This is a genomic window from Streptomyces noursei (genome assembly GCF_016917755.1).
Classification (GTDB): Bacteria; Actinomycetota; Actinomycetes; order Streptomycetales; family Streptomycetaceae; genus Streptomyces; species Streptomyces yunnanensis.
Window position 1 is genome coordinate 7,556,596 of sequence record NZ_CP070326.1, and the last position, 17,899, is coordinate 7,574,494.

The following is a 17,899-nucleotide window of genomic DNA, read 5'->3' on the forward strand; positions in this document are numbered from 1 at the left end:
CGTGCCGGGCGCCGAAGGACAGGAGGGGCCTGTGCGAACACGGCCTGGCCCCGACCGGAGGGAGAGGAACCCGGTGAGCGGTTTGCTCCAGGGCAAGAAAGTGCTGATCACCGGCGTGATCAGCCAGAGCTCGATCGCGTACTGCGCGGCCCGGCTCGCACAGGAACAGGGCGCGCGCATCGTGCTCACCGCATACGCCCGACCCACCTTGGTCCAGCGTCTGGCCCAGCGCCTTCCCCACGAGGCGCCCGTCGTGGAACTGGACGTCACCGACGAGCGCCACCTCGCCTCGCTCGCCGAACGGGTGGGCGAACACCTCGACGGGATCGACGGGATCCTGCACGCCGTCGCCCACGCCCCCGCCACCTGCCTCGACGGCGGCTTTCTCACCGCCCCATGGCCCGACGTGGCATCGACCCTGCACACCTCCACCTACTCTCTGCCGGCCCTGGCAAGGGCCTGCCGGCCCCTGCTGCGCCGCGGATCCTCCCTCGTCGGCCTGGACTTCGACGCCTCACGAGCCTGGCCCGGCTACGACTGGATGGGCGTGGCCAAGGCCGGCCTGGAGGCGTGCAGCCGCTACCTCGCCCGCGATCTGGGCCCCGAAGGCATACGGGTCAACCTCGTCGCCGCAGGACCGGTGCGCACCATCGCCGCACGAGCGATCGGCGGCGACGGAACCGGCTTCGAACAGCAGTGGGCCTCCACCGCACCCCTGGGTTGGGACCCGAGCGACGCGACCCCCACAGCCCGCGCCTGCCTGGCCTTGATGTCCGACTGGTTCCCCGCCACCACCGGCGAGATCGTGCACGTGGACGGCGGGCATCACATGATGGGAAGCCCATGCTGAACAACCTCGGCTCCTACTACGGCCCGGACATCACCTTCCTCGGCGTCGAACCCCTCGACCTCCAACAGCCCCAGGAAAACCCCGACGTGGTGATCCTGGGCGCGCCGCTGGACTGCGGGACCTCACACCGGCCCGGAACCCGCTTCGGCCCGGCCGCGATCCGACAGTCCTGCTACCTCCCGCACAACGGCATCCGCCGCAGCCTCGCACTCGGCGTGGACCCGCTGACCGAACTGCGCGTCTACGACGCGGGCGACGTCCCCTGCCAACCCGGCGACCTCGCCCGCAGCATCCGCCGGATCGAAGGCGCAGTCCGCAGGGTCACCGCGCTGGGAGCCATCCCCGTCATCCTGGGCGGCGACCACACCATCGCCCTGCCCGACATGCGGGCCGTCGCCAGCCACCACGGCTTCGGACGTGTGGCAGTGGTCCACTTCGATGCCCACGCCGACACCGGCGACATCGAAGACGGCCCGCTCTACGGACACGGCAAACCCATGCGTCAACTCATCGAATGCGGCGCCGTACGCGGGGACCGCTTCCTGCAGATCGGGCTGCGCGGCTACTACCCCGAACCCGAGACGCTGGCCTGGATGGCGGACCAGGGCATGCGCTCCTACGAGATGAGCGAGGTCACCTCCCGCGGACTCGACGCCTGCCTGGACGAAGCCCTCGCCCTCGCCCAAGACGACTGCGAGGGAGTGTTCCTCTCCGTCGACGTCGACGTCGTCGACCCCGGCCACGCCCCCGGAACCGGAACCCCCGAACCCGGCGGCCTGACCTCCCGACAACTCCTCGACGCCGTCCGCCGCGTCGCCTACGAAACACCGGTCCTGGGCGTGGAGGTCGTCGAGGTCTCCCCGCCATACGACCACAGCGAAATCACCGCCTACCTCGGCAACCGCGTCGTGCTCGAAGCGCTCGCCGGCATCGCCCGCCGCCGCCGCGACGCCACCGACGGCACCAGCTGGGACCCTCGCACACCCCTGCTCGAACGCCCCCTCCCACCACACCCGGGCACCACCGGAGAAGCACATGCCTGACCTCACCTCCGACCTCGCGCCCGCCCGACCCCTCACTCGAACCACGACCCGGCTCACCGACGGCACGAACACCCTCACCAGCGACACACTGGCTCGCCGCGTCCACCGCGCCGCCAAGGTGTTCACCGACCGCGGCATCCGACCCGGCGACCGCATAGTGGTCAAGGGCGACAACTCCGCCGACTACGTCATCGCACTGCTCGCCCTGATGCACCTGGGCGCCTCGCTGGTCCCCGTCGACCACCGCCAGTCCGCCGCCGAAGGCCAAGACGCCACCGAACGCTCCCAGGCCCGCTGGCTACTGTGCGAGAGCGGTGGCGTCGACTACCTGCCCGCCCACCGCGTACTGCACTTCCCCGACACGGCAGACACCAACGCACAGGAGCCGGCCCCCCGGGACGGCGCGGGTCCCCGGGACGGCGCGGGGGCGGTCGATCTCAGTGCCTGGTTCGACCGGGAGGACGCCGTGGTGCTGTGGTCGTCGGGCACCACCGGGCGCCCCAAGGGGATCGTCAAGTCCGGCCGGGCCGTGCGCGACAACACCGTGCGCACGATCCAAGCCATGGGATACCGCGACGACGACGTGCTCGCCCCGCTGCTGCCCTTCTCCCACCAGTACGGGCTCTCGGTGATCCTGCTGTGGTGGGTCGCCGGGTGCACGCTGGCCGTCACGCCCTACCAACGCCTGGACCTCGCCGCCGCGCGGGCCGCCCGCGCGGGCGCGACAGCGGTGGACGCCGCACCGTCCACCTACCACGCCCTCCTGGGCCTGCTGCGACGCCGGCCCGAACTACGTGCAGGTCTGTCCCAAGTACGCGTATGGGGAGTGGGCGGAGCACCCCTGCCCCAACCACTGGCCGCCTCGTTCCTGGCCACCATGAAACTGCCCCTGCTGGACGGCTACGGACTCTCCGAACTCGGCAACGTCGCCCTGGCCACCCCCGACTCCCCACGAGGATGCGGACGCCCACTACCCGGCATCGACCTGCGCATCGTAGGAACAAACGGCCAGCCGCTCCCGCCCGGCGCAACCGGCGAGATCCAGGTACGCTCACCCGGCCTGATGGAAGGCTACCTAGGCGCAGACGCCACAGTACTGCCCGTAGAGCGCGATGCCTGGTACCCCACGGCGGACCTGGGCCGCATGGACGCCGACGGCACCGTCCACGTCATCGGCCGCAACCAGGCAGTACACCGACTGGGCTTCACCCTCTACCCCGAAGGACTGGCCCGCAAAGCGGAGGGCTGCGGCCAGCAGGTCGAAGTCCTCGCCGTCGACGACGCCCGCCGCGGCTGCACCCTCCACTTCGTCATCGAAGACCCCACCGGCGGCGAACCCCGGCACTGGCGCAGCCTGATCGCCCCGCACCTGGCCGAATACGAACAACCCAACGTCGTCCACGTCGTCCAACACCTCCCCTTAAGCGCCAACGGCAAGGTCGACACCGGCGCACTGCGCCGACTCCTGGACATCCCCGCCCGATAACCGACCCATGCAGACCAGCCCTCCCACGGACCACCATCCGCACAGACCGGCCCTCTCACGCCCCTCGCAAGGCCAGCTCTGCGATGACGAAATCCGGCCACACCACACAAGAGCGGCCGCGCGGCGTCACCGACTCCCACCACACTCGATTCCCGGCGCACAACGCATCTGGCCCGTCCCCCCGCCACCGGCTACCAGTCCGACACCGAACAGTGCCGGACATTACGCCAAGCCCCTCAACTGGTGGTGCACGGAATGCGTCTACAGCCTCGGGCGGACGGCCACGAGACAAGCCCGGCACCCTGAGCCACGGCATGTCTCGCCACCCGCCCCAGCCCGACATTGACGCAACGCACGGTACGCCAGAGCTACAGCAGGGAAGCAACATGAGCCCCATCGCCAACACTTCCGCCAGGCAAGGCAACACACCCCACCGGAACACCCGCGCCCCCTTCCCAGGCCGGCCGACCACGCGGCAGAAGGCGATCCAGGCATGAGCGGCCCCACAGACACGCTCAACGACCCAGCAGGACGGCGGGTGTTATCGGCCGCCATGTTCGCCAGCGCCCCCGCAGAAGTACTCGACTTCCTGCTACCGCTATGGGCCGGCTCCACACTCAGAGCAGGCGCATCGGTGGTCGGCGCACTGATCGCCGTCGAAGCAGTACTGTCCCTGCTCGTACGCCCCTTGGCAGGGGAACTTTCCGACCGCTTCGACCAGCGGCGGGTAGCCGCGGCAGGTGCACTGCTGTACGCCGTGTCGTTCGCGGGATACGCCATGGCCCACACCCTGCCTCTGGCTTTCGCCGCCTCCGCCGTAGGCGGAGCCGGCGGCGCGCTGTTCTGGGTCGGCCTACGTTCCTGGACCGGGCAACGGACCGAAAACCACACCAGCGCCTACGGCAAACTCCTCTCAGCAGAAGGACAAGGCGCCTTCGTCGGCTACCTGGTGGCATTCTCCCTACTGGAGCGCGGCGGCTATCCCGTTCTGTTCTGGCTGGGCTGCGCAGCCTGCACAGGAGCTGCACTCGCGCTCCTCACAAACTCCGGCACCCCACACACCACAACCGGGGCCGGAACCGGGGCCGGAACCGGGGCCGGCGTCGGGGCACCGAGTGCGGCAACGAGCACCGACAACGACGGCGTCGAGGGCAGGGGCGGTGGTGTGCGCCGGCCCGGCACGGCACGGATGCGGTTGCTGCCCCTGATGGTGGTCTCGGCAGTGACGTCCACGGGCGAAGCCGGCCTATGGATGCTCCTCCTACTCCGCCTACAAGGAGACCTAGGGCTCTCCCCCAGCGAAATCGCCATGGTCTTCGCACCCGGTTTCGTGGTCTTCATCCTCTTGCCGCAACACGCTCATCGCGTCACCGACCGACTGGGCCGCACCCCGACCATGGTCATCTCCTTCGCCGCCAGCGCGCTGTTCGCCCTCGGACTGGGCCTAACAGCCACCCCCGTGGCAATCGCTGCTCTATGGGCCGTGGCCGCCGCCTGCTTCGCCGCACAACTCCCCGTGGAACAAGCCACCGTCGCCGCCGTCGACCGCGAACGCATCGGCCGCGGAATGGGCCTCTACGAAAGCGCACGACTCTGCGGCGTCGTCGCCGGGCCCGGCCTGATGGGCGTGGCCTACCAAGAACTGGGATGGTTCGCAGCCTGCTCCCTGGCAGCCGGCGCCGCCATACTCGGAGCCATCACGGTGCCCTACGCAATCCGCACCCTGGCACTGCCCAAACAGACAAGAACCGCCGGAGCCCAACCCCCCAGCACACCCGGAATCCTGCCGGACACCAGCAACTCGGCACACACACCCACCGACACCCTCACCATCGAAAACAATCACAAAGAAAAAGAAGAAGAACAGGAGCGCAAGCCCATGGTGGACCTGGGGAAGCAGGAACCAGAAACGGCGTCACAGAAGCCGACCCTCACACCACAAGAACACGCCCGCAAAGAACGACGCGACTGGTTAATCCACACCGCCGCATTCCTCGTGGCCAACGTCGTCCTGTGGGCCCTCAAAGCCAACTGGCTGGTATGGAAAATCACCAATGGTGCCGTACCCGACGAACACCGCGGACCCATGCTCTGGATCGGCCGCGTCTGGCTCACCATCTGGATCATCGACACCCTCTGGTCCTGGTCCTACACCATCTGGCCACGCCAAAAAAAGTCATAACCCACCACAAAGGGGACAGGGAGAGGAAGGGGAGGTCGGGTTATCTGCGGGCTGCGGTGTCGGAGGGCAGTTCGGCGAAGCGGGCGCGGTACTCGCCGGCGAAGCGGCCAAGGTGCCAGACACCCCACCGGTAAGCGATCGTGCCGACGGGGTCCGTGGAGGCGAGAATGTCCTCACGGATCCGGTCCAACCTCAGGTTACGGACGTAGGACATGGGCGAAAGGCCGAGCCGACTACGGAATGCCGAACTGAGGGTCCGCGGGCTGCAACCTGCAGCCTTGGCGATGTCGCCAAGGCTGATGCGCTCGGCGAGATTCGCCTCGATGAACGCGAGAGCTGCCCGCAACGCGCGCGGAAAAGCCAGTTGCGGACCGTCGCGCAAATCGCCGGTATGCGAGTGCGGCTGAGCCAGCAGAAGCGCGGTGACCAGACAACGTAACTGGCTGCGCTGCAACTCTACGCGCTGGAACAGAGGGTCCTGCGAGTCCAACAGCTCCAGGAGGGAACAGAGCAGCAACCGCACCACCTGCCCCTTGGAGTTGGCCAAATCGAGGGCGAAATCGAAGCGCACAGCGGACACCGGCAGATGCCCAGTCAGCGCCGCGAATTCCTGATGAACCAAGGCAGCATCGATCCGCAGGCCCAGGAACCGCGTCCTGCGGCCGGGCAGGGGTCGCAGTTCCTGGGTGTCTCCGGGGTTGGCGATTCCCGCCGTCACCTCGTCGAGGGTCGCCCGCAATCCACCACGCGATGCCGAAATGGCGCCGGAGACACCGACGTTGACGAAGTAGGAGCCATGGTTACCGCCCCCGGCCGGGGCGACGCGCACATCGAGTGGCGAGACGAAGTAGCCGACCGCGAAGTCATGTGCAGCCACGCCGCGCAGTTCGTGATCGCCGCCGCGCAGCTCGTCCAGTGGCGATGCGGCGATCGAGCCGCCGAACAGACAGGTGGCGGCGTTGAGCAGGTCAACGGGGTTCCGGGACCTGGTGATGAGGTGGTTGCGCAGCGGCGTCGGCATGATGGTGGGGTCACCTCCCTGGAGTCCATTGTCAGCCATGGCGGCCGGCCGGCGGCCAGCTGCCGGCGAGGTGGGTGCGCAGGGGTTTCACGGGCTCTGCGCTCACATCGGTGGGGCCGTGAACAGCCCCGGGTCGACGTCGTTGTGGGACTTGGCGGCGATGAACTCGTCCATCTCGTCGGCCGTGCCCCACTGGTCCGCGTTGGTGGGATCGCGCAGGTCGAAGAGGTGAGGGTGCCAGGTGTCCTCGTCCAGGATCTCCAGCTCGGTGGTGTATTCGACGGTGTTGCCGGCCCGGTCGAGGAAGTAGCTGAAGGAGTTGTCACCGGCGCGGTGGCGCCCCGGTCCCCACAGCCGCTCGATGCCCAGGCGCTGCATCCGGCCCGTGCCGCGCATGAACTCGTCGATTCCGCGCATCTCGAAGGAGGCGTGGTGGAAGGCCGCGTGCGGCCCGCGCACGATGCCGAAGCTGTGGTGGAAGGTGTTGCACCGCAGAAACCACATGATCTCGCCGCGGTCGCCCAGAGTCATCGTGTCCGAGAGGCGGAACCCCAGGTGCGTGATGTACCAGGCCACCGTGGCTTTTGGTGTGGGGGAGTTCATCAGCACATGGGAGAGGCGCACGGGGACCGGCTCGCGGGCCTCGACCGTGCGGTGCCGGCGGGCTGAGACGTCGGCGGAGACCTCGACCACGCGGCCCTCGTTGTCGAAGAAGCGCACCGCGTAGCCGCCTCCGGGGGTGTCCAGCGTTTTCGGTTCGTGAACCAACTGCACGCCCTGCGCGGTCAGTTGTGTGGTCAGGGTGTCGATGTCGTCGGCGCCGGCGGCACCGAAGGCGATGAGGTCGGTGCGCTTGTGGGCGTCCTCGCGCAGCCGTACCACGTACTGTTCCGGGGAGCCTTCGGCCGCCAGGAACGAGACGCCGGTGTCACCGGCGGTCTCCGTCAGCCCCCATAACTCGGTGTAGAACCGGCGCTGCTCGGCGAAGTTCGGCATGGCGACATCGATGTGCCTCAGGTGGGTGATCAGACTGCGGTTCCTCATGGTGCACTCCTTGAGTCGCGCGGGTCGGTTCGGTCGTTCGGTCAGCCAGTCCAGGACAGTGGGCAGCACGGGCCCCTCGCCCACGTGGCCGCCGGGGAACATACGGGCCGTCTGCCGGCTTGGGGTCCCCGCAATCGAGCAGGATCAGGTCCGGCTTGGGATTGGGGTTGGGGTTGGGGTTGGGGTTGGGGTTGGGGTCGGGGTCGGGGTCGGGGTCGGGGTTGGGGTCGGGGATGTTGCAACGGGTATCTGGGGCTCTCCTTGTCCGTCGCGCGAGCGGCAGGCCCCCGGTACGCCCTGCGTGCCGGACGGTTACGCGGGCTCGGCCATGAGCCGGTGGCAGGAATCGACCAGCCGATACGCCTCATGGTGGCGCTGCGCCTGCTCCAGGCCGGCGATCGCCACCGAGGTCTCCACGAGCGTTCGGCACCGCTGCGCGCGCCGGCCGACGAACGACTGGAGCCCCGCGCCGACGGACTCGTGCCGCCCGAGTTCCCGGGCCAGCACGAGCCCGTCCTCGACGGCCAGGGCAGCACCACTGGCCATCTGCGGTGCGGGCGCATGCGCGGCGTCACCGATCACCACGCCGTTGCCCCGGTTCCAGGCGCCCTCCAGGAGCGCCGTCAGCACAGGACGGCGCACCACCGATTCCGACAGGGGTACCAGGGAGCGGATCTCCTCCACCCGGCCCGGGAATGCCTCCAGCAGTTGCTGCAGACGCGGTGCGAGTTCGGCATCGGGCAGGACGCTCCGCTCCACTCCGTTCTCCGTCAGGAACACGTACGCCTGCCTGGCCGAGAGGGGCACGAGGCCGGCCGTGTCGGCCTTCCCGGCGAACTGATGGATCCCGGTGGCCCACAGCGGGCGGGGCACCAGAGCCCGCCAGACCATCTGCCCGTGAAAGTCGAGCGACGTCTCAAGTCCCAGCAGGCCCCGCGCCGACGAACGGATCCCGTCCGCGCCCACCAGCAGCGCGACCTGCCGGACCGTCCCGTCCGACAACCGCACACGGACCAGCTCCCCCTCCTGATCCACCGCGGCAACGGTCACCCCGTGGCGCACCACCACACCGCACCGCTCGGCTTCCGTGTGCAGGATCCGATGCAGTGCGGGGCGCGCGATACCGACCGTCGCCGGCCGCCGCGCGCCGATCAGACGCGGCAACCGGACCTCGCCCGCGAACTCGCCGTTCACGTCCACGTGCGTGATCGTGCTCATGCCGTAGCCCTCGGCCAGACATGCATCGGCAAGACCCAGCTCGTCCAGGGCGCGCAGCGAAGGACCGGTCAGGCACAACCCTCCTCCAGAAGTCGTCTCCAGCGGTCCGACCTCGGCGATCTCCACCTGCCACCCATCGCGTGCCAATGCCGTGGCCGCTGTCAGACCAGCCACGCCCGCCCCCACGATCACGGCCGTCCGCGCGCCGCGATAGTTGTCCATGTACGCCTCCAGTGCGCCGATTTCTTCGAAACCGTAGGGCGCGTGGGCGCTCGGCCTTGTCCGAATCGGGCGGCGGCCATCCGCTGTCGGCAAGCGATCGTCCAAGAGGAACACCGGAGCCGGACCTGTACCACCTCGTCGGCGTGCAGCCCCAGCCGACAACGCGTCCACGGCGGCACTTCCGCTGCCAGCAGCGAGTTCGAAGGGTTCGCCGTCGCCTAACTCACCGTCGTCCGCCTCGGCGGCGCCGGCTTCGTGTGCCGTCGCGGTGGCCGACGCTTTTCGCACGCCCTCGGCCGCAACCAACTGCGGCCCTGGGACTGCTGACAGGCAGTCAGGCGACTTCCCAGGCCGCCTCGATCATCTGGAAGATCTCGTCCACGGCGGCCTGCGGATCGGCCGCCTCGCGGGCCAGCGAGAAGGCGTCGATCACGAACCTCGCGATCGTCCGGCAGGCCGTTGCGCTCTGCGACAGGTCGGGATCGGCGACGAGGGCCGTGGCCAGCGACTCCGCATGGCGCAGCCGCATCGACTCCTCGTACTCCCGCAGGGCACGTGACTCGTCGATCATGCGGTAGATCGGGGCGGTGCCCTCCGCCGTGCAGTGCCGGACCATGGCCTGGATCTCGTGGCGCAGTGCGGGGACGAGCGGTTCGTGGGGTGCCCGGTTGGTGACCGCCTGGGTGAGGCGTTGTTCGAAGTTGTCGTCCTGCTCGAAGACCAGGGCCTCTTTGGAGGCGAAGTGGGAGAAGAGCGTGGTGACGGCCACGTCGGCCTCGGCGGCCACATCGCGGATGCCCACCGCGTCGTATCCGCGTTCCAGGAAGAGCCGCAGGGCGGTGTCGGCGATCTTCTGGCGGGTCGCGGCCTTCTTGCGTTCACGGCGTCCGGTCGGCACGGTCATGCCACTGACACTACCAAATCTAAAGAAATAACAGCTCCTAAACAATAACCGTTAGTGTTACGGTCACCGCATGAAGAGGGTGAGCTTCGCCGAGTTCGGCGGTCCGGACGTTCTGCAACTCATGGACGCCGCGGAGCCCCATGCGGGCCCCGGCCAGATACGCGTCGCTGTGCGGGCGGCGGGTGTGAACCCCGTCGACTGGAGGATCCGTGAAGGCCAGTTCCAAAAGGTCCGCCCGATCGCGTTGCCTGCCGGAGTCGGGCAGGACGCCGCCGGGATCGTGGACGAGGTCGGCGAGGGCGTCGACGGGGTCGAGGTCGGCGACCACGTCCTCGGGCGAGGCTCGGGCACCTATGCCGAGTTCGCCGTGCTGTCGGCCTGGGCCCGCATACCTGTGGGCCTGACGTTCGAAGAGGCGGCCGGGTACCCCTCCGTGGTGGAGACCGCGCTGCGCATCATCCGCCAAGTCGGCGTGCAGCCCGGGCAGACGCTGCTGGTCAGCGGCGCGTCCGGCGGAGTCGGCTCGGCGGTGCTGCAGATCGCCCGCGACCGAGGCATCACGGTGATCGGCGCCGCCGGCGCCGCGAACCAGGACTACCTGCGCAGCCTGGGCGCCCTCCCCACGACGTACGGCGAGGGGTGGGTCGAGCGGGTGCGCCAGCTCGGCCATGTCGACGCAGCCCTCGACCTGGCCGGCTCGGGCGTGATCCGCGAACTCCTCGAACTGACCGGGGACCCGCAAAGAGTGATCTCCATCGCCGATCTCGGCGCACCTGAGCTCGGCGCCCGGTACTCCGGCGTGACCGGAAACGTGCCGGAAGCGCTCGCCGAGGCCACCGACCTCATCTCGCGAGGACAGCTCCACATCCCGGTCGAGAAGACGTACCCGCTCAGCGAGGCCGCGGCGGCACACATCGACAGCCAGGCCGGTCACACGCGCGGGCGCCGGGTCGTAGTCGTCTGAGCGGTTTCCCGCCTGGTTGCACGGCCGGCCAGGCTGCCTTCCTTCCAGCGGATCCTGCCTGGGCCCGCCTGGCAGGTGTGCGACACCCAAGGAGCCCCATGCACACTCCTGTCACCATCATCGGCGCCGGACTCGGCGGCCTCGTCCTGGCCCGCGTCCTGCACCTCCACCGCATCCCGGCCACGGTCTACGAGGCGGCCCCCTCCCCGACGGCGCGTTCGCAGGGCGGGATGCTCGACATCCACCACGACAGCGGCCAACTCGCCCTCAAGGCAACGGACCTGATGGACGAGTTCCGCAACCTCATCCTGGAGGGACGCCAAGCGATACGGCTCCTCGACCGAGACGGGACCGTCCTGTTCGACAAGGCCGACGACGGCACGGGCACCAGCCCCGAGGTACAGCGCGGCGAACTGCGACAGATCCTGCTGGACGCACTCCCCGCCGACACCGTCCAATGGGGCCACAAGGCCACCGGCGTCCGCGCCCTCGCCAAGGGCCGCCACGAGGTGACCTTCGCATGCGGCACCGCCGTCGTCACGAGCCTGCTGGTCGGCGCGGACGGCGCGTGGTCACGAGTGCGACCGCTGCTCTCCGACGCCACACCCGAATACGTCGGCCGGTCCTTCGTCGAGACCTACCTGCACCACGCCGACACCCGACACCCGGCCACCGCGCAAGCGGTCGGCGACGGGACGCTCGTCGCGCTCGACCCGGACGGGAACGGGAAGTGGCTCGTGGCGCACCGGGAGAGGTGCGGGACCCTCCATGCCTACATCACACTGACCAAGCCGCAGGACTGGTTCGCCACCATCGATTTCACCGATGCCGCCGCGGCCGCCGCGCGCATCGCGCAGGAATACGACGGCTGGGCACCGGAACTCACCGCCCTGATCACCGCCGGCGGGACCGCGCCGGTCCTGCGCCTCCTCCATGCCCTGCCGGTCGGGCACCGCTGGGACCGGGTACCAGGGGTGACCCTGCTCGGCGACGCCGCCCACCTCTCAACCCCCAACGGCGAAGGCGCCAACCTGGCCATGCAGGACGGCGCCGAACTCGGCAAGGCCCTGGCCGCACACCCCGACGACATCGAAACCGCCCTCATCGCGTACGAGCGAGCGCTGTTCCCCCGCGGCGCCGCGGCCGCCGCCGCAGTCGCCAACGACCCCACCCCCCAGGAAATGATCAACTTCTTCAGCGACCGAGAACAACCGAGAACAACCGGGAATCTGACAGTGCCGCAGAGGTGAGCGACTGCAAGCTCTCCTGGTGAACGACTTGCCATCTATACGGAGGTTGTCTGGTCCGCATCGCGGTGCGTGCCACCGGCGTCACCCCAGCTGACTGGTACCTGCGTTCAGGGATGCTGCGGGACATCGCCACGGTGGGCTTCCCCCATATACCCGGCATGGATGCCGCGGGAATCGTCGACGAGGTGGGAGCGGGGGTGACAGGCACCGCCGTGGGGGATGCGGTCTTCGGCCTCGTCCCCTTCGTGGATCTGGCAGGCGCCGCGGCCCGCGAAGGCAACCACGACTTCCTCGACCAGCTCGGCGTCGTACCGGTCACCTACGGGGCGGGGCTGGCCGATCGCCTTGTCCCATTGGCTCCGCACGGCGTCGATGTGGTTCTGGACGCGGCCGGTAAGGGCTCTCTTGCCGAACTGGTGGCCATCGCCGGCGACCCACACCGCGTGGCGACCATCGCAGACTTCGACGCCGACCGACACGGAGTGCGGTACTCCCGCTACGAAGCGGGAGAGGCGCCGGGCTGGGCAGGACTGCCACTGGCGGCCGACCTCGCCGACCACGGCCGTCTGGCCGTCCCACTGCACGCCGTGTTCCCGCTGAAGGAGGCCGCCACAGCTCACGACGTCAGCGCCACCGGCCACGCGCGCGGCAAGATTGTCATCACCGTGCCCTGACAGCCGTGGGCCTGATCGCACTCGCCGCCCCTCGCCTACCGCCGGGCCCCCGGGTACCGCGATGCTCCCGTTCGACACGCCGGCAGGAGACCCTACAGCGGTGGTCAGGCGGCCCAGCCGACGGAGGAGACATAGGTGTAGGCGTCCCAGTCGGTGCCGAGGCCGCCTTGGATGATCTCGTCCCAGATCGCTTCGAGTTCACGGGCGTCGTGCGCGATCCACGCGTCGACGGCCCGGTCCCAGATCAGGCCGCGGACGTTGATCGAGCGGGTCTCGACGTCCCGGCGGTGACGGGGGTCGACCTGTGACTGGTCGGCGGGGTCGATCTCGATGCGGGTGCCGCGGCCACGGTTGGTGAAGCGCCGTTTGAGGTCGGCGACGACGTTGCGGCGCCGCAGGTCCCAGTACGCCACGTCCAGGCGCGCGAGGTTCGCCTTGCTCGGCGTGCGTTCCTCGGCCAACCAGGCCATGAGGGTGCGGGGGCGGACGTGAATACCGGCGCGGTCCATCGCCTCGTAGCCGGCGTCGGAGGCGGTCAGGTAGCGCAGGCGGGCGGACAGGCCACGCTCGGAGGTGACCGGGGATTCGATGCCGGTGACCATCCGGTCGATGCCTTCGGCGGTGCAGACCCAGCCGGGCAGGGCCCGAGCGCCGTAGTGGCCGATCCTGCGCCACCGGGAATCGAGGGCCATTACCGGGCCACCTGGCCGACGGTGTATTCGCCGGAAGCTTTGGCGTCGCTGTGCTTGATCTTCATCTGAGCCAGACCACGGCCTTCGGCGAAGACCTGCCGCCAGTCACCGGTCACGTGGAGTTCGTCGGTACCCATCATGGCGACGACCTCCAGACCGGCCTGGTGGGCCTTGTATGCCTTGCCCCACAGGTTGGCGTACGCCTGACTGTGGATGATGTGCATCCAGTCCGGCCGCTGGATCTCGCGGTTGTGGATCGACTCCCCCATCGTCGAGATGAACTTCGAGTACATCGCCTTCACATACCCCTCGGTGATCGAGTCGTCCTGCGCCAGGGCCGTCTCGCGGGCTGCGGCCAGGACCTTGCGCAGGGCGTCGAGGAAGTTCTCCGTCGCACCCGACGTCCACGACTCGTGCACCGTCGGCGCGTCGATCAGGCCGTACTTCGGGCCCGACAGGCGCAGCAGCAGACGCAAGGTGGCATCGGTGATCCACAGCGCGCCGGGTTCTTCGCGGTCGCCGAGGGGGTCGGGCAGGTGCGGGTGGTTCCACGGTGCGGGGGTGATCAGGTGGACGCCGGAGCGCTTCGCGTCAACGCCGTCACTGCCCAGGTGGTGTTCCAACTTTCCGATGGGCAGCCAGCACTTCAAGGCAGAAAGGTAGGCGGCGTTCGCATCGAGGGCGGTGACGCGGATGTCGCCGGGGGCCTTGAGGGAGTAGTGGGGGTGGTGGAAGTTGGGGCGGGCCTCCCAGATCTGGTCCGGCTCCCGCTTCGAGGGCTTGTGCAGGATGTCCGGCAACGATGGATACGCCGTGTACTGGTAGCGGGCGGTCGCCCGGGTCTCCTCGAACAGCCGCATCACGTCCGGGATCGCGCGCTTGACCAATGCCTGCAGCGCGGCATCCGCATCGCCCTCGGCACGCTCCAGTTCCTCGTGCACAGCGCCGGTGATCAATGTGTCGGTCTCCGCCTGGGCACGAGCGGAGGACTGGGCCCGACGCTGCGGCCTCGACGGCACGCGCGCAGGAACTGGGGAAGGATGTGCAGGTGCGGCCGGTGCCGGAGCTTGCGTGACTGGAGGGGCGATGGCAGCCGACGGCGCCGCCAGCGAAGGTTGGCACATCGCACCGGGGTGCAAAGAGCGGCCGTCGGTGGCCTTGAACGGCGTCACCACACCACAGCGGATACACGGTTCCGGCGCGCCCTGGACCACCAGTCCGTCCGGGCGGAAGGCCGTCGCCGGCAACTCTGCAGCAGAAGGCAGTACCTGTGGGGTGGTCGGTTCGTCGGAGGCGCACGGTGTACCACTCCCGGCGGCAGGGGAAGGGGCCGCGGGCACAGGGGCGGGGTGGATTTCGGCGAGGCCCTTCAGCAGCTTCAGGTACCTCCCCCGCCCCGGCGGCTGCGGATCCGTCTCGCCCGACTCCCAGTTGGCAACCGTCTGCCGGCCCACCCCGACCGCGGCCGCCACCTGGGCCCGCGACAACCCCGCCGCCTCACGAAGGCGCAGCCGCTCGGCAGGAGACGGCATCCACGCCATCAGCCGCGCCTCTTCCAACAACGCCTCAACACCATCCAGCCGACCCTCGCTCATACCCCCAAACTACACGATGCTAGGCAGTTTCTGGCGCAGGAATAGGCGGTGAATAGCCACCTGTTTGACAGCTGGAGGGATCCCGGTCCGTACCCGGCAAAGAGTGCAGTCGACGGCCTTCAGGTATGGCCGTCGTCCCGGACGTGGTCGAGCCGGTCCGCACCAGGCGCTCGGCCGGCACGGGCCGGTGGCCCGGACACATGCCCGTAGGGTTGCGTCATGAGCATCAACAACTTGGATGAGTTTGCCCACACTTGGGAAGCGATCCGCGAGGACTACGACACACGCTCCAACGACGAGTACGACCAGAGCGTCCTTGACTGTGCCGCACGCCTGGCCGCCGACCCGGCCGGCCAGACGGCCTACGCCTGGACGCTCGGTCTGGTGCTCATGGCTCCTTACCTCGGCTACGCGATCGACGACACCGGCAAGCCCGAAGCCGTCGCCGCGCTGCAGGCCGCCGACAGCGCACTCCACGACCGCCCCTGCGCCCATGACGAACACCTCTACCGGGAACACGAAGAGGAATTCGACCTCGACCTGGCCGAGCAACTGCTCGGCCTGTCGGACCCGACCGCGCCGTGGGACGAGGACCACTGCCGAGAGGCATGGCTGTGCCCCCGGAACATTGCCGGCTTCGCGCGCATCGCTTTGGACATCATCGAGCCCGGAACGACCCGGGATGTCCCCCCTCGCCTGCCGATCGGCACGGAAGAGAGCATCCAGACACTGTCCGCGGTGCTCCATGGCTACCCCCGGGCCGGAACCGACCTCGCATGGGAACTCACCGCCCCGGCGCTGGACCTCGCCGCCGCTGCGTCGCAAGACCGGCCCGGATGCCTCTTGACCGTCCACGCCATAGCGGCCTACGCCGCGTCCGACATGTGCGAAGCACCATCCGTCGTCGAGGAACTCATCAACGCCCTGGAGAAGACGCTGCCCCACTACGCGGACGCGACGTGTGGGCACACCCAGCACGCCGAGCCACCCCGTTGGGCGCCGGACCTCGCCGAACTCGGCATCCAGCTCTCCTCCCCCGGCGGACGCGCCCGCTACGAACGCACCCGCCGGCAGGACGAGGACCCGCCGCTGGAGAACCTTCTCTGCCCAGTCGCCCTCGCCCGGATCGCCCAGGACTCGTTGAAGAACTTGCGTTCACGACACGCCCAACTCATCGCCGATCCAGATGCCGAGGATGCCGCGGGTGCCACGGGTTCCTTCGACGGGAACCGCCATGGCGACATGGACGGGACGACGGCGGCCTGATCGTCACGCACCTTCACGTCAGGTGCTGCTGATGTGCCTGGCGTGCGTCACCGCCCTGTCTGCACGCTCATCCGCGCCCCTGCCTGTGGGTCGGGACGAGAGCGAAGCGGAGTGTGGTGTGGTCGATGGTGTGCGGGAGCCGCTCCGACGGGGCGAGTGGGGGGCGTGAGAACAGCAGGTGGGCTGTGTGGTCGCGCAGGAGGGCGGCGAGGAGGGTTGCGGCGGTGAACAGGACGAGATCCTGCCCGGGGCACTTCGCCGGACCGCGGCTGAAGGGAGCCAGGGCCCAGTTGTCCTCGTTGCGGCCGTCCAGCCAGGCGTCGGGCTCGAACCGGTCGGCGTGTGGGAGGTGTTGGGCGTCGCGGTGGAAGAAGGAGCTGTAGAAGACGACGCCGGTGTCGACCGGGGTGGTGGTGCCGTTGTGCCAGGTGATCTCCGCTGTGGTGTCGCGCAGGATGGCCACGGAGGTGGGCCAGAGGCGCAGCGACTCCAGGACGCATGCCCGGAGGAACGGCAGTGTGTCGGCGGTGGCCGGCTGGTCGGCGTCCGTGCCGGAGAGTTCGATGCGTACCCGGTCGGCGTGGTCGCGGTGGCTGGCCAGGAGGGCGAGGGCGCTGTACGTGGCGATGGATGCGGCGTCGTAGGCGAAGAGCCAGTGCGGGATCTGCCCCACGGCGTTGGCCGCTTCGGCGCACGGGGTGGCCGCGACCAGGGCGGCGAGGCTGTCGGGTTCGGCGCTGTCCACATAGGAGCGTACGCGGGCGAGGAATGCAGTGCGGGTGGCGTTCTTCGGTTTGCGGAAGTTGAGCCAGTTGCCGTCGGTGCGCAGGGTGGCCAGGAGTCCGGTGAGGTGGTGGTCGTCGCGGGCGGCGTCGCCGAGGACGACGCGGCGGATGATGCGCCAGAAGGCGGCGGAGAACGCGTCCCAGTCCAGGGGCCGGCCCGAGCTGTGGTGGAGGTCCAGCAGAGACTGGGCTTCTTCGCGGATGCGGGGGGTGAGGGCAGGGAAGAGCCGGTGGGCCGGAGCGCCCCAGTCGAGGACCGTCTCGTTGAAGGCGCGGCGCTCGGCGCGGACTTCGCCGGGGGCGATGATGACGCCGTCGGGCTCGAAGTGGCGCAGGCAGCCGGTCTTTTCCCGGTTGGCGGAGGTGAGGGGCGCAGGTGTGGCGGCGAACAGGAGCCGGGCGTCCTGTGGGGAGAGCAGTACGAGCGCCCGCCGCCCCGGGACGACGACCGAGAGCGGGCCCGCGCCGTGCCGTCGGCGTAGACGTGTGAGGGTGCGATTGGCCATCCGATTGGTGTCGAACCTGGCGGCCAGGCGGACCATACGGGGGCGGCGCAGGATCGCCCCCTGGGCCAGGGTGGGGATGAGGACGGTGACGCCCAGCAGAACCGTCTCCAGAGTTGACGCTCGTACGGGTGACCGCTGTTGCATGAGCTGTCCTTATCAGGGTTGCGAGTGGCGTGAGCAGCGCGGCGTGGAGGTCG

The 17,899-nt window shown here is 69.1% G+C and carries 14 protein-coding genes and 1 pseudogene; 8 read left to right on the plus strand and 7 right to left on the minus strand.

Annotated features, from left to right (window positions below):
• Window positions 1–73: 73 nt before the first annotated feature.
• The 4 genes from fabI to JNO44_RS32975 all read left to right on the plus strand — a co-directional run bounded on the left by fabI (window position 74) and on the right by JNO44_RS32975 (window position 5,561).
• A complete protein-coding gene (gene fabI, locus JNO44_RS32960; RefSeq protein ID WP_205367507.1) occupies window positions 74–850 on the plus strand; it encodes an enoyl-ACP reductase FabI in 777 nt (258 codons plus the stop codon).
• Window positions 844–1,893 (plus strand): agmatinase, encoded by a 1,050-nt coding sequence (speB, locus tag JNO44_RS32965; protein WP_240167758.1) that lies wholly within the window; start codon window positions 844–846, stop codon window positions 1,891–1,893. The genes fabI and speB overlap by 7 nt, the downstream gene beginning before the upstream one ends.
• Window positions 1,886–3,379 carry a class I adenylate-forming enzyme family protein gene (locus JNO44_RS32970; protein WP_205367509.1) on the plus strand — a complete coding sequence of 498 codons (1,494 nt, stop codon included), beginning with the start codon at window positions 1,886–1,888 and terminating at the stop codon, window positions 3,377–3,379. Before speB ends, JNO44_RS32970 begins: the two co-directional genes overlap by 8 nt.
• A 493-nt stretch (window positions 3,380–3,872) precedes the next feature.
• A complete protein-coding gene (locus JNO44_RS32975; protein WP_205367511.1) occupies window positions 3,873–5,561 on the plus strand; it encodes an MFS transporter in 1,689 nt (562 codons plus the stop codon).
• A gap of 40 nt (window positions 5,562–5,601) precedes the next feature.
• On the opposite strand, the gene JNO44_RS32980 is transcribed toward JNO44_RS32975, so the two are convergent.
• The 4 genes from JNO44_RS32980 to JNO44_RS32995 all read right to left on the minus strand — a co-directional run bounded on the left by JNO44_RS32980 (window position 5,602) and on the right by JNO44_RS32995 (window position 9,970).
• Complete coding sequence (locus tag JNO44_RS32980; protein WP_205367513.1) at window positions 5,602–6,582, minus strand: helix-turn-helix transcriptional regulator; 981 nt, start codon at window positions 6,580–6,582, stop codon at window positions 5,602–5,604.
• 102 nt (window positions 6,583–6,684) lie between these two features.
• Window positions 6,685–7,626 carry a VOC family protein gene (locus JNO44_RS32985; RefSeq protein ID WP_205367515.1) on the minus strand — a complete coding sequence of 314 codons (942 nt, stop codon included), beginning with the start codon at window positions 7,624–7,626 and terminating at the stop codon, window positions 6,685–6,687.
• Window positions 7,627–7,938: 312 nt separating this feature from the next.
• On the minus strand, window positions 7,939–9,180 hold the full coding sequence (locus JNO44_RS32990; protein WP_240167759.1) for an FAD-dependent monooxygenase: 1,242 nt from the start codon (window positions 9,178–9,180) through the stop codon (window positions 7,939–7,941).
• Between the two features lie 220 nt (window positions 9,181–9,400).
• On the minus strand, window positions 9,401–9,970 hold the full coding sequence (locus JNO44_RS32995; protein ID WP_205367517.1) for a TetR/AcrR family transcriptional regulator: 570 nt from the start codon (window positions 9,968–9,970) through the stop codon (window positions 9,401–9,403).
• Window positions 9,971–10,040: 70 nt separating this feature from the next.
• Between JNO44_RS32995 and JNO44_RS33000 the strand changes: the two genes are divergently transcribed.
• The 3 genes and pseudogenes from JNO44_RS33000 to JNO44_RS33010 all read left to right on the plus strand — a co-directional run.
• A complete protein-coding gene (locus JNO44_RS33000; protein ID WP_205367518.1) occupies window positions 10,041–10,934 on the plus strand; it encodes an NADP-dependent oxidoreductase in 894 nt (297 codons plus the stop codon).
• 98 nt (window positions 10,935–11,032) lie between these two features.
• Complete coding sequence (locus JNO44_RS33005) at window positions 11,033–12,184, plus strand: FAD-dependent oxidoreductase (RefSeq protein WP_205367519.1); 1,152 nt, start codon at window positions 11,033–11,035, stop codon at window positions 12,182–12,184.
• A gap of 53 nt (window positions 12,185–12,237) precedes the next feature.
• Window positions 12,238–12,858 (plus strand): annotated as a pseudogene (locus tag JNO44_RS33010) (alcohol dehydrogenase catalytic domain-containing protein); the annotation flags it as partial.
• Between the two features lie 104 nt (window positions 12,859–12,962).
• Here JNO44_RS33010 and JNO44_RS33015 read toward each other — a convergent pair.
• Both JNO44_RS33015 and JNO44_RS33020 read right to left on the minus strand, forming a co-directional pair.
• Window positions 12,963–13,550 carry a transcriptional regulator gene (locus JNO44_RS33015; RefSeq protein ID WP_205367520.1) on the minus strand — a complete coding sequence of 196 codons (588 nt, stop codon included), beginning with the start codon at window positions 13,548–13,550 and terminating at the stop codon, window positions 12,963–12,965.
• A complete protein-coding gene (locus JNO44_RS33020; RefSeq protein ID WP_205367521.1) occupies window positions 13,550–15,145 on the minus strand; it encodes a helix-turn-helix transcriptional regulator in 1,596 nt (531 codons plus the stop codon). Before JNO44_RS33020 ends, JNO44_RS33015 begins: the two co-directional genes overlap by 1 nt.
• 219 nt (window positions 15,146–15,364) lie before the next feature.
• On the opposite strand from JNO44_RS33020, the gene JNO44_RS33025 reads away from it, so the two are divergent.
• Entirely contained in the window at window positions 15,365–16,411 is a 1,047-nt protein-coding gene (locus JNO44_RS33025) for a hypothetical protein (protein ID WP_205367522.1), read from the plus strand.
• Between the two features lie 67 nt (window positions 16,412–16,478).
• Here the strand turns inward: JNO44_RS33025 and JNO44_RS33030 are convergent, their stop codons facing one another.
• Window positions 16,479–17,846, minus strand: coding sequence for a cytochrome P450 (locus JNO44_RS33030; protein WP_205367523.1), 1,368 nt, complete (start codon window positions 17,844–17,846; stop codon window positions 16,479–16,481).
• Window positions 17,847–17,899 lie beyond the last annotated feature (53 nt).